Source organism: Kiritimatiellales bacterium (assembly GCA_041656295.1).
GTDB lineage: Bacteria > Verrucomicrobiota > Kiritimatiellia > Kiritimatiellales > Tichowtungiaceae > Tichowtungia.
Window position 1 is genome coordinate 82,702 of the sequence record JBBADV010000010.1, and the last position, 15,956, is coordinate 98,657.

At 49.2% G+C, this 15,956-nt stretch carries 10 protein-coding genes and 3 pseudogenes; 8 read left to right on the plus strand and 5 right to left on the minus strand.

The features are described 5' to 3' along the window. Positions 1-29: 29 nt before the first annotated feature. Together WC959_08100 and WC959_08105 are read right to left on the minus strand one after the other, a co-directional pair. Positions 30-1,076, minus strand: coding sequence for an SH3 domain-containing protein (locus WC959_08100; protein ID MFA5689095.1), 1,047 nt, complete (start codon positions 1,074-1,076; stop codon positions 30-32). Further along, positions 1,073-1,864, minus strand: coding sequence for a TatD family hydrolase (locus WC959_08105; GenBank protein MFA5689096.1), 792 nt, complete (start codon positions 1,862-1,864; stop codon positions 1,073-1,075). The genes WC959_08100 and WC959_08105 overlap by 4 nt, the downstream gene beginning before the upstream one ends. A gap of 98 nt (positions 1,865-1,962) precedes the next feature. Between WC959_08105 and WC959_08110 the strand changes: the two genes are divergently transcribed. The 4 genes and pseudogenes from WC959_08110 (at position 1,963) to WC959_08125 (ending at position 6,962) form a co-directional block, all read left to right on the plus strand. Further along, complete coding sequence (locus tag WC959_08110; protein ID MFA5689097.1) at positions 1,963-2,883, plus strand: PfkB family carbohydrate kinase; 921 nt, start codon at positions 1,963-1,965, stop codon at positions 2,881-2,883. A gap of 56 nt (positions 2,884-2,939) precedes the next feature. Continuing rightward, positions 2,940-4,709 (plus strand): TIGR01212 family radical SAM protein, encoded by a 1,770-nt coding sequence (locus tag WC959_08115; GenBank protein ID MFA5689098.1) that lies wholly within the window; start codon positions 2,940-2,942, stop codon positions 4,707-4,709. A 97-nt stretch (positions 4,710-4,806) separates the two neighbouring features. Next, positions 4,807-6,555 carry a glycosyltransferase family 39 protein gene (locus tag WC959_08120; protein ID MFA5689099.1) on the plus strand — a complete coding sequence of 583 codons (1,749 nt, stop codon included), beginning with the start codon at positions 4,807-4,809 and terminating at the stop codon, positions 6,553-6,555. Beyond that, a pseudogene (locus WC959_08125) lies at positions 6,555-6,962 on the plus strand (glycosyltransferase). The gene WC959_08120 and the pseudogene WC959_08125 overlap by 1 nt, the downstream one beginning before the upstream one ends. Positions 6,963-7,294: 332 nt before the next feature. Here WC959_08125 and WC959_08130 read toward each other — a convergent pair. Then, positions 7,295-8,316: pseudogene (locus WC959_08130) on the minus strand (IS481 family transposase). 113 nt (positions 8,317-8,429) lie between these two features. On the opposite strand from WC959_08130, the gene WC959_08135 reads away from it, so the two are divergent. Further along, positions 8,430-8,684: a hypothetical protein gene (locus WC959_08135; protein MFA5689100.1), complete on the plus strand. Its 255-nt coding sequence runs from the start codon at positions 8,430-8,432 to the stop codon at positions 8,682-8,684. Between the two features lie 111 nt (positions 8,685-8,795). Here WC959_08135 and WC959_08140 read toward each other — a convergent pair. Together WC959_08140 and WC959_08145 are read right to left on the minus strand one after the other, a co-directional pair. After that, a pseudogene (locus WC959_08140) lies at positions 8,796-9,110 on the minus strand (IS1595 family transposase). 155 nt (positions 9,111-9,265) lie between these two features. Further along, a complete protein-coding gene (locus WC959_08145; protein MFA5689101.1) occupies positions 9,266-10,270 on the minus strand; it encodes a LacI family DNA-binding transcriptional regulator in 1,005 nt (334 codons plus the stop codon). A 113-nt stretch (positions 10,271-10,383) separates the two neighbouring features. Here WC959_08145 and WC959_08150 point away from each other — a divergent pair, with 113 nt between their 5' ends. Genes WC959_08150 through WC959_08160 form a run of 3 tightly spaced genes read left to right on the plus strand, consistent with a single transcriptional unit; the run spans position 10,384 to position 15,441 of the window. Beyond that, a complete protein-coding gene (locus WC959_08150) occupies positions 10,384-12,711 on the plus strand; it encodes a glycoside hydrolase N-terminal domain-containing protein (GenBank protein ID MFA5689102.1) in 2,328 nt (775 codons plus the stop codon). Next, the gene (locus WC959_08155; protein MFA5689103.1) at positions 12,698-14,089 is read left to right on the plus strand and encodes a sulfatase-like hydrolase/transferase; all 1,392 of its coding nucleotides are present in this window, start codon (positions 12,698-12,700) and stop codon (positions 14,087-14,089) included. Before WC959_08150 ends, WC959_08155 begins: the two co-directional genes overlap by 14 nt. An 11-nt stretch (positions 14,090-14,100) precedes the next feature. Further along, the gene (locus WC959_08160; GenBank protein ID MFA5689104.1) at positions 14,101-15,441 is read left to right on the plus strand and encodes an MFS transporter; all 1,341 of its coding nucleotides are present in this window, start codon (positions 14,101-14,103) and stop codon (positions 15,439-15,441) included. The last annotated feature ends 515 nt before the right edge of the window (positions 15,442-15,956 follow it).

A 15,956-nucleotide genomic window follows, 5' to 3' on the forward strand; every position in this document is an offset into this window, starting at 1 on the left:
TTGTATCTGCGTGAATCTGCGGATTAAACTTACTGCTCAAAGGTTTCGTTGCTCTCAAGCAGCTTATTCAGAATCTGAATCTTGGACGGAACAATCACCGGACGGATTACGCCCTCTGCCCAATAAATCTTTCCGCTCAGCATGACCGGCAGTTCAGAATAGGTTTTTAACTGTTTCACGTTGCCGCGCACATAACAGATCAGTTTCACAGTCTGTTCGCACCCCGGCTGAACAAGTTTATAGAGCAAGTCGCTTTCCGGCAGAAGAATTCCTGAATAGCTGCTCGCGATGCCCTGTTCTTTCGTCGTGTCCGCTTTCAGGCGAAGCGGAACCTTTTGCTCCATCGCGGCGATAATTTCTTCCACTACAGGTTCGTCAACCGGTGCTGTTACACCGCCGGAAGCAACGGGACAACCTGCTTTTTTTGAACAGGTCTCTTCACCAACACACTCTTCCGCCGGTTTTGCATCGCATGGTGCTTTCACCGGACAGGTTTCAGACTGCTTGCAGACTTCTGCCGGCGGCTCACAGGTTTCTTGGGCCGGCCGTTCTGCCGCAGCAACTGCCGTCACTGTTTCTTCAACAATAGCCGGTTCTTCAATTTCCACCGCAGCTTCCGCCGGTTCAACCGGTTCCGCCGGTGCCGTAATTTTAACATCTGTGTAACGGCGGCTGATCCAGACAGTTGCTTCCTGAACCGGTGCAATTTTCATCCACTCTGCAGTTGTTCCGCGTACCGCAACAGCCTGTCCCTTTTCCAGTACACCGACAATGCTGTGATTCAAACTCGGTCCGGAGCGGACGTTCAGGCGTGATGGAAGCACTTCGCTGTTTTCAAGAAACTCACGACTTACCCACAGATCGACACTGTCCGGCGGCACCACGCCAACCCACTCGGGATTGCCGTTATCTTTCAATATAAACTCATCGCCCTGCAGTGCGCGTTCCAGCAGCACTGCATTCGCATCCGGTTCAGCGCGCAGGCTTACGCGGTCAGCGGTAACTGTTACTGTTCCCTCATCCTGTGCCAGCAGCACGCCGGCGATCATGGTAAGTCCGATCAGAATTTTTTTCATTGTGTATTCTCCTGTAATCCAAACAGTGCGGCGGCATTGTCCGCAGTGATTTTCGCCAGCAATTCTACTGTACAGCCCCGCAGTTCGGCAAGGCGTTTTGCAGTTTCAACCGCAAACGCCGGTTCGCACCGCCTGCCGCGATGCGGTACCGGCGCCAGATAGGGTGAATCCGTTTCAAGCAGAAGCCGGTCCGCCGGGACAAATTTTACCACGTCGCGCAGCATATCCGCATTTGCAAACGTTACGATACCGCTGAAACTCAGATAAAAACCGAGATCCAGCAGCCGGCGCGCCGTTTCCCGGCCGCGCGTGAAACAGTGAACTACGCCGGCGCGCGCGGCATCGCCGCGGCGGAATTTTACATAATCCTCCAGCATTGCCGCCGTATCTTCATCGGCGTCGCGCGTATGCACGATTACCGGCTTTTGAATTGCGGCGGCCAGCTCCAGGCATTGTGCAAAAAGCGTTCGTTGCACCGGTGCTTTTTCAGGCGCATAAAAATAATCCAATCCGCATTCACCAACCGCTACCGTGTGCGGTTTTGAAAGAAGAAGTTTCAGTTCGGCGAAATCAACTTCCGCACCGGCGAGATAGCGGTCAAAACCGCCGGCGGCGAAGATTTGTTTTGGAAATTTTTCCGCCATCTGCTGTGCGCCGGCATTGGCTGCCGGCGATCCGCCGACAGCAAGCATTTTAGAAACGCCGGCGCGAGCCGCATTTGCCATAATTGCTTCCAGTGAACCATCCTGTATGAATTCATCAAAATGAACATGTGTGTCGAAAAACATAAAAGAAACGATAAAGAAATTCTGATTGCAGTCAATGTTCCACCGCGCCGGAAAATTATTCGTGAAAAAGTATATTCATTCATGTTTAACTTAGATTTATGAAAATTTTGTGTTGCGGATTTTTCCCGGCGCTGCAGCGCACGATCGAATACAGCTCGTTTCGCACCGGCGAGGTGAACCGCGCGAAAAAAGTGTCGGTTACGGCGAGCGGAAAGGTGGCGAATGTAGCGCGTGTCGTAAAACAGCTGGGCGGCGATCCGCTGCTGCTCAGCTTTATCGGCGGCGCCACCGGCGAAACAGTTAAACAGTTACTTGCTAAAGAACAGGTTGACTGCCGGTGGATTGCAACCGCGGCCGCAACACGAATCTGTCAAACGCTGCTTTCTGATGATTCCGATGAAATGACGGAACTGGTGGAAAATTCTGATTCTCTGAGCGCAGCGGAATGGAAGGCGCTGATCAAAGCATTTCAGTCCGTTGAAAATGAATTTGAGCAGATTATTATTTCCGGCACATTGCCGCCGCACGCACCGGAAACTGTTTACGCCGAACTGCTGGCGCATACCGCCGGAAGAAAAGTGCTCATCGACAGTCATGGCGCGCCGCTGCTCGCCACGCTTGAGCGCCGCCCGGCGATTGTAAAAATCAACGCCGAAGAATTATGTAAAACCATTCAACCGCCGGATGGTAAAATTAAAACCGCCGCCAAAGAACTGCTGGCGCGCGGCGCCGGCGCAGTGGGAATTACGCAAGGCGGCGATTGTGCACTGCTGTTTACGCCGGATGCGGAATACATATTTGAAATTCCGGCGATAGATGCGGTGAATCCAATCGGCAGCGGCGATTCCGTCAGCGCCGGGATGGCTTTTGCTCTCGCTAAAGGTTCATCGCTCGTCGAAGCGTTCATTTTCGGGCTCGCCTGCGGAACATCCAATGCAATGAATCTTGAGCCGGGTAAAATTAATCCCGAACAAATCGCATCACTTATCCCGGGAATTAAAACCACTGATTTTCATTAATGGGCACTGATTTTTATTTTCTATTTGTGAAGAATTAGTGTCGATTAGCAGTTGTGATGTTTACGGATTATAAAACATGGTCGAAGAAACGGTACGGGATGCCGCTGTTTCGAGTGCCGGTGGAAATTGCATCATCGTGTCCGCATGGACGTTGCGCGTTCTGTCCAGCGTCCGGCGCCAAAGCTCAGCAGATTCAAAAACAAGCCGCTCCGCTTGAACAGATCGAGGCGGCAATTAAATTTTCGAAACGCCGCTACCGCGCACAAAAAATGATGTTGTATGTTCAGGCGTTCACCGCAGATTTAACCGATCCGGCGCAGCAGCAGCAGATTTTAAAATGTCTAGTGAATTATAAATTTGAAGCGGTTAGCATCGGTACGCGTCCTGATTGTCTATCCAACGATGCATTAGAATTTTTGGAACGATTAAAATCATTCGGTGAAGTTTGGATTGAACTTGGAATTCAGACAACAAACGATGACACGTTGACACGGATGAACCGCGGGCATGACTGGCAGTGCAGTAAGGATGCGATTCTAAAATTAGCTGCATGCGGAGTTCAGGTTGCAGCACATGTGATCATCGGCCTGCCGGGTGAAAATTCCGATGACTGGAATCGCACCGCCGGAGAATTGGCGCAACTGCCGATCGCCGGAATTAAAATTCATAATCTGCATATCACCAAAGGCACCAGACTGGCTGAAGAATTTTCCAGCGCACCTTTTCCGCTGTTAAATCATTGGGAATATGCCGAAGCACTGCTGGAGTTTTTGCGCCGGATTCCGGCACATGTGCCGGTCATGCGGATTTTTACCGATACGCCGCAGGAAGAATTAATTGCACCGCAGTGGCATGTCGAAAAAGGGCAGTTCCTTGATTACGTTAGCCGGCAGATGATTATGCGGGACATCCGGCAGGGAGATTTGGATTGGAATAATGGAACAAAGGAATGTTGGAATGATGAAAATTTCGATAATCCATTATTCCACCATTCCAATATCCCAGTTCTCACAGACGATGGATCAATCACATTTTTCAGTACAGACTGGAAAGAGCATTACCACACAAAAACCGGCGCACGACTGGAAGCAGAGAAAAAGTTTGTTGAACCGTCAAAATTGAAAGAGCGGTTGAATTCCGGCGATGTGCATTTGCTGGATGTTTGTTTCGGGCTGGGAAACAATTCATTGGCGGCGGTTTCAGCGGGCAGAGGCGGCTCGATGAGCCGTCCGTGCGGCGCGCTCAGCGGGCACGCCCTGCCAAAGCTGAAAATCACCGCGCTGGAAATGGATAAACGGATTGTGCGTGCGGCGGCGAAAAATTTTATTCCGGAAAAATCCGATCCGGCGGACTGGCGGAAAATTCTTTCTGAGCTTTTGCAATTCAACAAATCGGAAATCGGAAATCATAAATTAGAAATTCTTTTCGGCGACGCACGGTGGCTGATTCAAAATCTGCCGGATCATTCGTTCGAAGTGATTTTTCACGATCCGTTTTCAAGTCAGCATTGCCCGGAGCTGTGGACAGTGGAATTTTTCCGGCAGCTTTTTCGCGTGCTGAAACCGGACGGCGTTCTGCTGACCTATTCATCCTCACTGCCGGTGCGCGGTGCGATGCACGAGGCCGGATTTTTTACCGCTGAAACTCTGCCCGGCAATCTGATGAGTAACGGAACGATTGCCGCAAAAACGATTGAGCCGCTTGCCGGTTTTCGAATTATTGAAAAAGAATATTCACGCCGGAGCACACCGTATTACGACCCGCATTTATGCGATACATCCAAAACCATTCTGCGCCGCCGGCAGGAAATGATTGAGAACCGGTAACAGCAAATTTATTTAACCGCGGATTGCGCGGTTAAAAATTACAAAAAAATAATCTGAGCCGCATCTGCTGGTAATTTTATCGGCGTAAATTCGCGGCATGAAAAATTCGTTCCGGTTTTTGAAGAGCGGCCTGCTTGTTATTGCCGTCATTCTGGTGTGCCGGTTGCTGTCACTGCCGCTGTATCCGCTGGTTGAGCCGTCGGAAGCGCGCTACGCCGCAATCTCAACACACATGGCGTTTTCCGGCGATTACACGGTACCGTGGATTTGGGTGGACGGCTGTCTGGTTCCGTTTCTCGGCAAACCGCCGTTATTTTTCTGGGCACAGGCAATTTCAATTTTTCTGTTTGGAATTAATGAATTTGCAGCGCGCCTGCCGTGCCTATTGTTCGGTGCACTATCCATCGGTGCAATGATTATTCTGCTCCGCCGTTTTGCCGGAAATTTTATTCCGGTGTTCGCCGGCGTGATTACCGCTTCGTCTGTTTTATTTCTGGTGATGGCGGGAACGGTGGCGGTGGATATGGCGCTGGTGTTCGGCGTAACGCTGGCTTCTTGTGCGTATTACTGCTGGCTGAAAAGTGAATCACGGCGCGTGATGTACGGCTTCAGTCTGTTAGTGTTCGCCGGACTCGCAATCACAGTGCTCGCCAAAGGACTCATCGGAATTGCACTGTTCGGCCTGCCGGTTTTTTTGTGGCATTTGATTTTCGGCGAATGGAAGCGAGTGTTTTTCCGGCACGCATGGCTCGGCGGCACACTTCTTTTTGCACTGCTTACGCTGCCGTGGTTTGTGTCGGTTCACCGCGCGCTGTACGCGATGGATCCGTCGTTTGATTTCCTGCATTATTTTTTTGTTGAAGAACATTTCCACCGGTTTGTATCGGAAGATTACACTGACTTATACGGCAACGGCCGGGTAAAACCGCGCGGCGCATCGATTCTGTTTATGTTTATCGCCACACTGCCGTGGTCGTTCATTCCGCTGTTCTGGCTGTTTAATCGGAGGCCGAAAAGATTGTGTGGCAGACATTCCTGTCTGCCATGCGCAGACAGGAATGTCTGCACCACATCCGTCACCAAAAATCTACTATGGGCGAACCGCGATGAAGTGTTTTTCCTGCTGCTTTGGCTTGTGCCGGTTTTGTTTTTCGCATTCGCGCGACAGATTTTAATCACCTATCTGCTGCCGGTGATTCCGGCGTTCGGAATCTGGATGGCACTGATGATTCATGCGCGGCAGAACGGTGAAGCACGTTCGCTGACGATTTATAAAACCGCCGCCGGATTAAGCGCCGGTGTTTTTCTGGCCATTGTTCTGCTGAGTCCGTTTCTGCCGGTGATTTTTTATAAAATGAATACTAAAAAAATTATTGCGGAAACATTGCGCGATACCCCCGATGCGGAAATTGTGGTGGCGATGAAGGGCCGGTTTTACTCGCCGTATTTTTATGCTTACCGGAATTTGTACAGCGGCCCGCATCCGGCGACCTGCCTGGTTAAATCAAATCAGAACACATTTTTTTCATTGCCGTGCGCGCAGAAAATGCCGACGCGAATTTCGACCGACCGGATTCAGGATTTAAAAACGTATACGGAATCGGTTACGAACACGACCGTCCGCGTAATTATCCGCACCGAAAACTTTGATCACTGTCTGCCGGAAACCGGCGCTCGCCGGTTTTCCGATAGTTGCTATTTTCGATTTATCCCTTCCGGCGACCGCTGCCGGCTCGAATATTGCGGCCCCAACAACGCGGAGTACGAGCGCCTCTACACGGAAGGGATTTTTTCTGTCATCCGTCCCATTCCTCAATCCGAACGTAAAGCAAAGGCAAATCCATAATGAATGTCAGCATTATTCTTCCGATGTATAATCCGCACCGCGGCTGGTGTGATGAATTAATTCAAAACACCGGCGCGGTGGAAAACGCTATCGGACATTTTGCCGCCGTAACTTACATTCTCGTTAACGACGGGTCACTGCCGGAAACCGTTGCGCCGGCGGATATTCAGAAACTGAAAAAATCTGTACCGAACCTGCATTATATTGAACGGACAAAAAATCAGGGCAAAGGTTATTCTGTGCGCGAAGGCATGTCGGCGGCAGACGACAGCACGTATTACATTTACACCGATTTTGATTTCCCATTCGGCGCGCAAAGTATTTTTGACACAATAAAGACACTGGAATCCGGCGTCGATGTTGTCGCCGGACGACGGAACGATTCATATCTGGAAGCATTGCAATGTTGTAAGCGTTACTGCCTTACACACACCGTTCGCATGATTAACCGTTCACTGCTGAATCTGAATGGACACGATGCGCAAGCCGGACTTAAAGGATTTAACTCACGCGGCCACGCGGTTTTTCTGAAAACAACAATTAACTCATTTCTGTTCGACACCGAATTTCTGGCGATGGTGAAATGCTGCCGGCTGAATCTGGCGGATGTTGAAGTTACACTGGCGGACGGCATCGCGATGTCGAAAAAACGGATGCGCGTTCTTGTTCGTGAGGGGCTGCATCTGACGTTTTTGTTCTGGCGTTCATTCTTTAAATTTAATTATGCGCTGAAAGGCATTCATGAAGAAATCCGCGACTCGATGTTTAGTCCCACAGTGTGGTGGAACGGATCAAACTTAAACCGATCCGGAGCAGAAGTCCAGATGTTGCAGATATATTCGTATGGCGTGAGGCCATGTAATGTTTTGAGCCGTTTGGCGAAATGATAGGCCATCAAAAAGATCTGTATGTGTTCTTTCAGCTGATCATGGGTTCCATAGTGATAACGCTTCACCGTTGCTTCTTTCAACGTCCGGTTCATCCGCTCTCAACCTGTCCGTTTGTCTAGGGATGGTTGGGTTTGGTCAGTCGGTGATCTACATTGTTTCGGGCGCAAGCCGGCTCAAAGGCATGTGCGCGAAAAAGACTCCCGCAATCCATTGCCTGCCTGATATCCGCTGTCGCGGATCGCCGGTTCCCCGGCGAGGTAAACCGGGTTCCGTTATCCGTTAATACGGTGTGGGCAGTATAAGGAACGGCCCGGATGAGCTCTTGAAGAAAGTTGGCGGCAATTCGCCGCGTTGCCTTTTCGTGAAGCTGAACAACAGTAAATTTTGACGTACGGTCAATGGCAACGAACATATACAACCTGCCTTCTTCCGTGCGGACCTCAGCGATGTCGATATGGAAAACCCCGATCGGACAGGTTTTGAATTTCCGTTTGCTCCGGGGATCTTTGGTATCCGGCAGCCGGCTAATTCCATGACGTTGGCAGCAACGATGCAGAGAGGAGCGTGTTAAATAAGGTATGGCGGTCTGCAAACTGTAAAGACAATCATCGAGAGGAAGCAGCGTATGCTGCCGAAAAGCGACACAGGCGGCTTCTTCCTCCTTGCTCAGCACCGTTGACTGGGGTTGTTTGGGTCCCATCGGGGCATCCTGTACTGTTGTGCGCTGTCGCCGTTTCGCTACGGTTTTCGGGTTAATACCGTGCCGGCGCGCCAGAACATTCAGGCTCTCTTGACGATGTTGTATCGTTCGACGCACCGCCTCAGTCGTTGTACTATCTGTCCCGTAATTTAGCCCTCCGGAGCTGGTTATACATCACTCCAGTACACTGTGGAACTAAACAGCTAATTTAATCCGTGTGGCACGCATTGACTGCGCCGGAATGCTGCCGGAATTGAAGCGCGCAAAGTTTACGGTGCTGTGCGATGTGGATAATCCGTTCTGCGGGGAAACCGGATCTGCTTCGCATGATCCGGCAGCATCGCAAATGGCTGGGGAAACAGATCCCGACCATGGAACATCAGATCGAAGAAACCATCCAAGCGGATGCGGAAATGAACCGGAAATCCGAACGCATCCAATCTGTTAAAAGGCTGGGACGGGTCTGCGCGGCGACGTTGCTGGCGGTACTGCCGGAAATCGGAACGCTAACGCACAATTTATATCCGTCTGGTAACTGAGAATCACCGCCCGAAAAAAGTCACCTTAACCGCCGTGATGAGAAAACTGCTGATCGCCGCGAACTCGGCGGTTAAAAATCCCAATTTTTTAGTTGCCTCATAACACTGTTGCTTGGTGTAGACCTTGCCACCGCGTTTCAAGATGCCAAAGACAGCGACCTTGCCGGCAGCTCCTCGACCACGCTTACCCTTGCGGACACCATCGAAACAACTCTCATCCAATTCAACCGCCCCATCGAACACTTCATGTTCTTTTTGCTCAAGGTGATGTGCAATTGCCTCACACAGTTTGCGGTAAAACAGGGCTGCACTGTTGGGCCGTATCCCCGGCAAATCCGCTGCCGATCGGGCTGTCACTTCCAGAACAAAATAGTCGAGCAGTCTTAACTGCTGTTTTCTTAATAACTTACAACGAGTTATCTTCATGCGACAAGCTTAGCATTCAAGCTTATCTACTACAGCCCTCATATTAATGCTGATGGTTTTGTGACCGTTACAGATCATAAAAAAGATCATACGAAGATAATCGGTATGTGTAAGATTATGATGAAGGAGCAGTACTACTGGATTGCGGCCGGTGATTACAAAGTCGCAATTGATTGACGATTAAGAATGTCTGCAGGGATGATCTTGTTTTGCCAGCGAAGTTTTGCCGGAGAATGCTGTATTCTTTTGAGCAGCAATTTTGCAGCAACATTTCCCAATTCAACAGGGTGTTGATCAAACGTGGAGAGAGGAGGGTTCAGGTACGGACCCATATCGAGATTTCCAAATCCTAAAATGGAAATATCCTTAGGAATTTTAAAACCGGATTTGAGAACTGTGTTATACAGGCCGGCAGCAAAAGAATCTTTAACACAGAACGCTGCTGTAATTTCAGGGTTGTTTTTCAGCGCCGCAAGCACATCATCATCGTGATATTCAAAATCGGTTTCGTTGATAACAGAAACTTCAACATCTTTTGTCTTGGAAGCAATACTTAAAAAGCCATCCCGGCGATCCCGTCCAGTGCTGACAATATCACCGGATGCCACCAAAAGGAATTTTCGATGTCCTTTTGACATAAGAAAGGTGGCGGCTTGCTGTCCTGCTTCAAAGTCATTGCTGCCTACGAAATCGCAATGAACCTTTTCGAGGTTGCGATCTATTGTGACGAGGGGAACACCTCGTTCAAAAACCTCCTTAAAGTAAATATCTGAAGCATCGTCATTAACAGGACGCAGAATTATTCCGTCAACGCGCAAGTCTAATAATCGCAGAAGTTGTTGATGTTCCTGCCGGATAGCCAGTTCGCCTAAATGCTGCTTAATCAGACTAAGCTGAATGCTGTACTCATGTTTAAGCAGAGTATCATGAATTCCAGCCAATACTTCTGTATAGAAACCAATATCTGCCGGAAAAATGACTCCAATATTCATGGTGCATCCGGTTTGAACCCCGCGGATTAAAAGATTAGGACGATATTTATGTCTGTTCGCAATCTGTCTGATTCGCTCGGCGGTGTCTTTCGCAACATGACCTGTTCCATTTAACGCGCGGGACGCAGTCATGATGGATATGCCGGCTTCCTGTGCAATAGCTTTCAAACTGATCTGCCTGTTGTTCATGAAGAATTGATACTATTATCCAAATGAAGTTGACAATTTAAAAACGATTGTTAATAGTAACAGAATTGCAATCTACCAAGGATGGAAATTTTGTGAATTCAACGTTTTTGAAATTTGAAACTGCGGCGCATACATGGCGTGATGCACTTCCCTGTGGTAATGGTGTTTTAGGGGCTCTTATTTTCGGACGGATTGTAAAAGAACGGATTTTGTTGAATCATGAAGCATTGTGGTCCAGAGGGAACACGCCGCCGGTTCCTGAAACGTCTGAATATCTGACTGAGCTTCGCTGCCTGCTGGAAGAAGGACGGTTTGCCGAGGCGGACCGATTTATTCCGTCTATATGGGAAAAAGAGGGGTTTACGGCAGACCCGGCGCATTTTATGCCTGGCCCGGATGTGCAGATTGAATATCACCCGGAGCATCCGTTTGAGCAATATTCAGCAACACTGGATTTAAGAACAGGCGAGGGAGTGGTTTGCTGGAAGGAAAATCGCTATAGACTGGATCGCCGTGCGTTTGTTTCTCGTGTTAACAATGTACTGGTGGTTCGATTTTCGACCGAAAATCCGGAAGGTCTGGATGTGTTGTTTTCGTTAGGGAAGCATGACCCGTTGGATTCTTGTGAATATGGAAATTTCGGGGGAATGGGCTGTCCGGAAACAAAGTTGATTTATAGCAAAAACGGGATGCATCTGAAAGCTGTTTCCGAAGATGGCACAGCCTATGATGCCGAGTTGAGAATTTATGGAACGGCACCTATTCCTGAAAAAAACGGACTGAGGGTCAAGGGCTGTATGTCGGTTACGGTTTTAGTGGGTCTGACTCCTTTATGTAATTCTCTACGGGTAATCAGGCCAAAATTTCCGGAATCGATCTGCTATGAAACGATGAGGAGTGCGCATGCGGCTCTGCATGCGGAATTGATGGACAGGGTGACGTTTTCGCTGTCACCGACGCCGGACGATTCAAACGAGCGAATGTTGCTGGATGCGATGCAGGGGCGGCTTTCTCATGCCTTGACGGAAAAACTGTTTTATTACGGACGTTATCTGTTGATAAGCAGTTCGAGTGGTCAGGCGGTCTATCCGGCGCACCTGCAGGGCATCTGGAACGGAGATTACAAACCGGCATGGACCTGCGGATTGTTTAATAATGAAAATGTGCAGATGAACTACTGGGCGGCCTTGGCTGGCAATCTGCATGAAGCTCTGCTTCCGATGTTTTATGCGTTTGAATCACTGACTGATCATTTTCGTGAAAATGCGCAACGCATGTACGGTTGTCGTGGTTTTCTCATTCCCCTGTTCATGAATCCACGTAGCGGACGGAAGCACAATCCTCAGCCACATGCGGTCTATTGGACTGCAGGAGGTGGTTGGATTTCGCAGCATTTTTACGATTATAGTCTTTATACCGGTGATGAGGAGTTTTTGAGAAAGAGGGCTTTACCATTCATGCAGGAGGCGGCCCAGTTCTATGAAGATTTTTTCAAAGAAGGAGCAAACGGCTTTTGGGTCAGTGCGCCATCGCAGTCGCCGGAAAATCATCCGTTAGGCAATTTTGTAGAATCGGGAAAGATTTGGGTTTGTGTGGATTCCACGATGGACTTTGCGGTCGCCAAGGAACTGTTTACAAACCTGATTGAAGCCTCTGTTCGTTTGGGAATAAATGAGGGGCATCTTCCGCGCTGGAAGGCATTTATTGAAAAAATTCCGCCATACCGGCTTAACGGAGACGGCGCAATTGCAGAGTGGATAGATCCTCGATTTTTGGATAACTATCATCATCGTCACATGTCGCATCTCTATGGATTGTTTCCTGGACGGGAAATCTGTCCGGTGCGTCGTCCGGACTTGTTTGCTGCCTGCCGCACTGCTGTCGAAAAACGACTGTTAATTGGAATTGAACAGCAAACCGGATGGTCCTTTGCGCACATGGCTGCGGTTTACGCCCGGTTGGGCAAGGGGAGCCGCTCACTTGAATGCATTCGTCTACTCGCTAGATCCTGTCTCGGTAAAAACTTCTTCACATATCACAATAGCGATCTGGAAATGGGGATTACTCAGTCGTTGATTCAGGGGATGCCCGCTCCGTTTCAGATTGATGCCAACCTCGGGATCACAGCGGCTGTTTTGGAGATGCTGCTCTTTTCCCGCCCCGGATTTATTCACCTGCTGCCTGCGCTGCCTGCGGAATGGACCGAAGGAACCGCGAGTGGCATTTGTGCCGTCGGAGGGGTGTCCGCTGATATCGAATGGAATCTGTCCGATGCCCGTGCACGGCTGACTGCAAAAAAAGAGACCGAACTTAGTGTGAAGTTCGAAGGCGATTTACAATTGGAGAAAATTCTTCTGAGACCGGATACACCGCTGACCCTAACTTTTAACCGGAAAGGAAAACTGAATGAAAGAGATTAAAACCGTTTTAACAGCAGGATTCGGAGCTGTACTCCCATACTTGTCTATACAGGCTGGAATTCAAAAGCCGAACTTTATTTTTCTTTTTGCGGATGATCTTGGCTGGGGAGATCTGGGTTGCTATGGCAACAGACAGATCAAAACACCGAACATCGATTCGTTGGCCCGCGAGGGGACGCTGTTCACTCAGGGATATGCGTCTGCATCAGTCTGCTCGCCAAGCCGGGCAGCCTGTTTGACTGGTTTATTTCCGGCTCGGGCCGATATTCACGGACATTTTGAGGCGTCGAAAAATGCAGCACGCGGTATGCCGGATTCTCTTAATCCGGAACTCCCGTTTTTGCCGCAAATATTGCAGTCCGCAGGTTACAAAACAGCTCACTTTGGGAAATGGCATCTTGGGATTGAAGATGCTTCTCTCTATGGATTTGATGTCGCCAAAACAACTAACGGAGGCGGCAAGGATCGCTATAAAATGCCTAACGGATTCGATTGTTTTTTTCGTGATTCCTCTGAAGTTTGTGTAAATGACAGTATAACGTTTCTGGAAGAAAATCACGCTCGGCCGTTTTATTTGCAGCTTTGGTTTCTTGAGCCGCACGCACCTAATCTGCCGCATGAACAGTTCATCAAACTTTATAAAGAACCGGGAGGCATTCCGGAGGAACTTATTATTCCCGATCCGCTTATTCGCTACAGGGCTGTTGTTTCAAATATGGATTATCATATTGGACGGTTAATGAAGAAATTGGACGAACTGGGATTGCGTGAAAATACCATCATTGTTCTGTTGAGCGACAATGGCCCTGAAGATCATCATATTTCAGGAAAAGCCAATACATTGGGAATGGGTGAGCCGGGCCCGTTCCGGGGGCGTAAACGCAGTTTGTATGAAGGCGGCGTGCGGGTGCCGTTTATTGTCCGCTGGCCGGGCGTAACGCCGGAGGGCAAAGTCGATAACGACAGCATCGTAGGCTGTATTGATCTATTTCCGACGTTTGCGGCACTGGCCGGTGTGGATATCTCCGGCATTGAACTGGATGGTCAGGATATTACACCCGCATTGCGCGGACAGCCGTTTGAGCGTACGAAACCGCTGCTGTGGGAGTGGCGCTATGAAATCAAAGGGTACACAGTCAATATCAGTCCGACTCATGCGGTTCGTCTCGGAAAGTGGAAATTTTATATAAATTGCGACGGTTCGCGAAAAGAACTTTATGATGTGCAGAATTCTCATCTGGAGACGGATAACCTGGCACGTCAATATCCGGAGATCGTAAGCCGAAAGGAGAAGATAATTATAGATTGGCGATCTACGATTCCCGAGTGGAGCGGAGATGCCGATGCCGGCAAACAAGATTATCCGTGGCCGGAGTAACGAGGAATTTGATGAAAAAACAAATACGAATAAATCCATGGAAATTTGTTCCGACCTCAACGATATTTGCGGCGTTAGTTTGGGGAACGGCACAAACAATTCCCGGCCTGCTTTTAAAAAGTATAAATGCACCGAACACGATCGTCGGGCTGACAAGTCTGCTCGGACTTCCCATTGCATTTCGTTTCATTTTCGGGCCGCTGGTGGACAGACGGGGAACCAAGCGTAACTGGACACTTAATCTGCAGAGTGTTCTTGCGGGAATGATGATGGGTCTGGCTGTGCTTTGCGGGTTTTCAGTGATCACGGATATGTCGGCGTGGCTGTTGCAGGTGCTGATGGTGCTGTTCGCCGGGTTGGCTATGATCAGTGCATTCAATGATCTTGGGTGGGGCGGATTTTTTCTTGCGGCGGTGGATGAGCGTGAAAAAGCGCTTTTTACCGGCATCAATGCAACTTGTGTACGGCTGGCCAATCTTTTTTCCTACGGTTTTATGGTATCACTGGCTGGTAAAATCGGCGCAAAGACAGGGGAAGTAATGGCGGGGTGGGCAGTATGTTTCGCCACTTTCGGGCTGATTCAAGCCGGTCTTATGATTTATCATCGATTTGTATATCCCTATCCGGTGCTGGATCGTCCGGTAAGTATTGTAGAGCGAAAGTCGTTTTTTAAAGTATTTGCCAACTTCTTTGACCAACCACGCCCGTGGGTGATTATTTCCTTTGTCTTTCTATATAGGTTGGGTGAGGGATTGCTGGCTCCCATGAAAGTCCCGTTTCTAATGGATCCTCCTGCAGCAGGAGGCTTGGGGCTGTCACTTGAGCAGATTGGTATAATGAATGGAATTTTTTCCATGATAGCCATGATGCTCGGCGGGATTTGGGGCGGGATCCTGGTGAAGAAATATGGATTACGTAAAACAATTTGGCCGTTTGCCTTTTTGCTGACTCTCCCGAATTTCGGTTTTGTCTGGCTGGCGTTATCGCCGGATTTTACAGAAATAAATGTGCTGGGAACGGCGATCAACCTATGGGCACAAGTTGCATTGTGCTTTGAATCATTCGGCTATGGAATGGGTTTTGCCTCTTTTGGGTTTCTGCATTGCGAGGCGTCACGGGGACCGTATCGCGCCACTTTTTTTGCGATGATGGGGGGAGTGATGTCGATCAGCTGGATTTTAGCAGGGAGTTTGAGTGGTTTTATTCAGACTCAGGTCGGCTATGTATGGCTTTTTCTGCTAAGTGTGATTTTTTCGATTCCGGGAATTGTGATCATTGCCTGGCTTCCGCTTAAGGAATTTGAAGAACGCGGGCGGCAGGAAGATGCGGCGCGTAAATTGTCGGAAGCTTAAAACAGAAAGGGATTATGAAAAATTCAGTAATCAGGATTAGGTTGATGTTGATTCTGCCAGTAGTTGTCGGGTTTGCAGTCTGGAGCAAGAGCGTTAATCATGATGAAATGATCACGCTTTATGTTGCGCCAAACGGGAGCGATGCTTTCACCGGGACAAGCGACAAGCCTTTTGCAACATTGGCACGTGCACGGGATGCCGTACGCGAAATAAAAAAAACTGAGCACAGTGACATAACCATTATACTTAGCGGCGGATATCACAGCATTTCCGAGACGCTGGTTTTTGGGCTGGAGGACAGTGCTGTTGATGGACAGATGATTACTTATAAAGCTGCGACAGATGAACAGCCTGTGCTGAGCGGCGGAACGATGTTGTCCGGCTGGCGGCGTACAGACCTGCCGGGCAACATTTGGGTGGCGGATTTTCCAAACGGTGCGAAAAATTGTCTGACACTGTACAGTGGTGAAATCCGCCTTCCGCGCGCGCGCGGCAAAAGTTTTACATCGACAAAA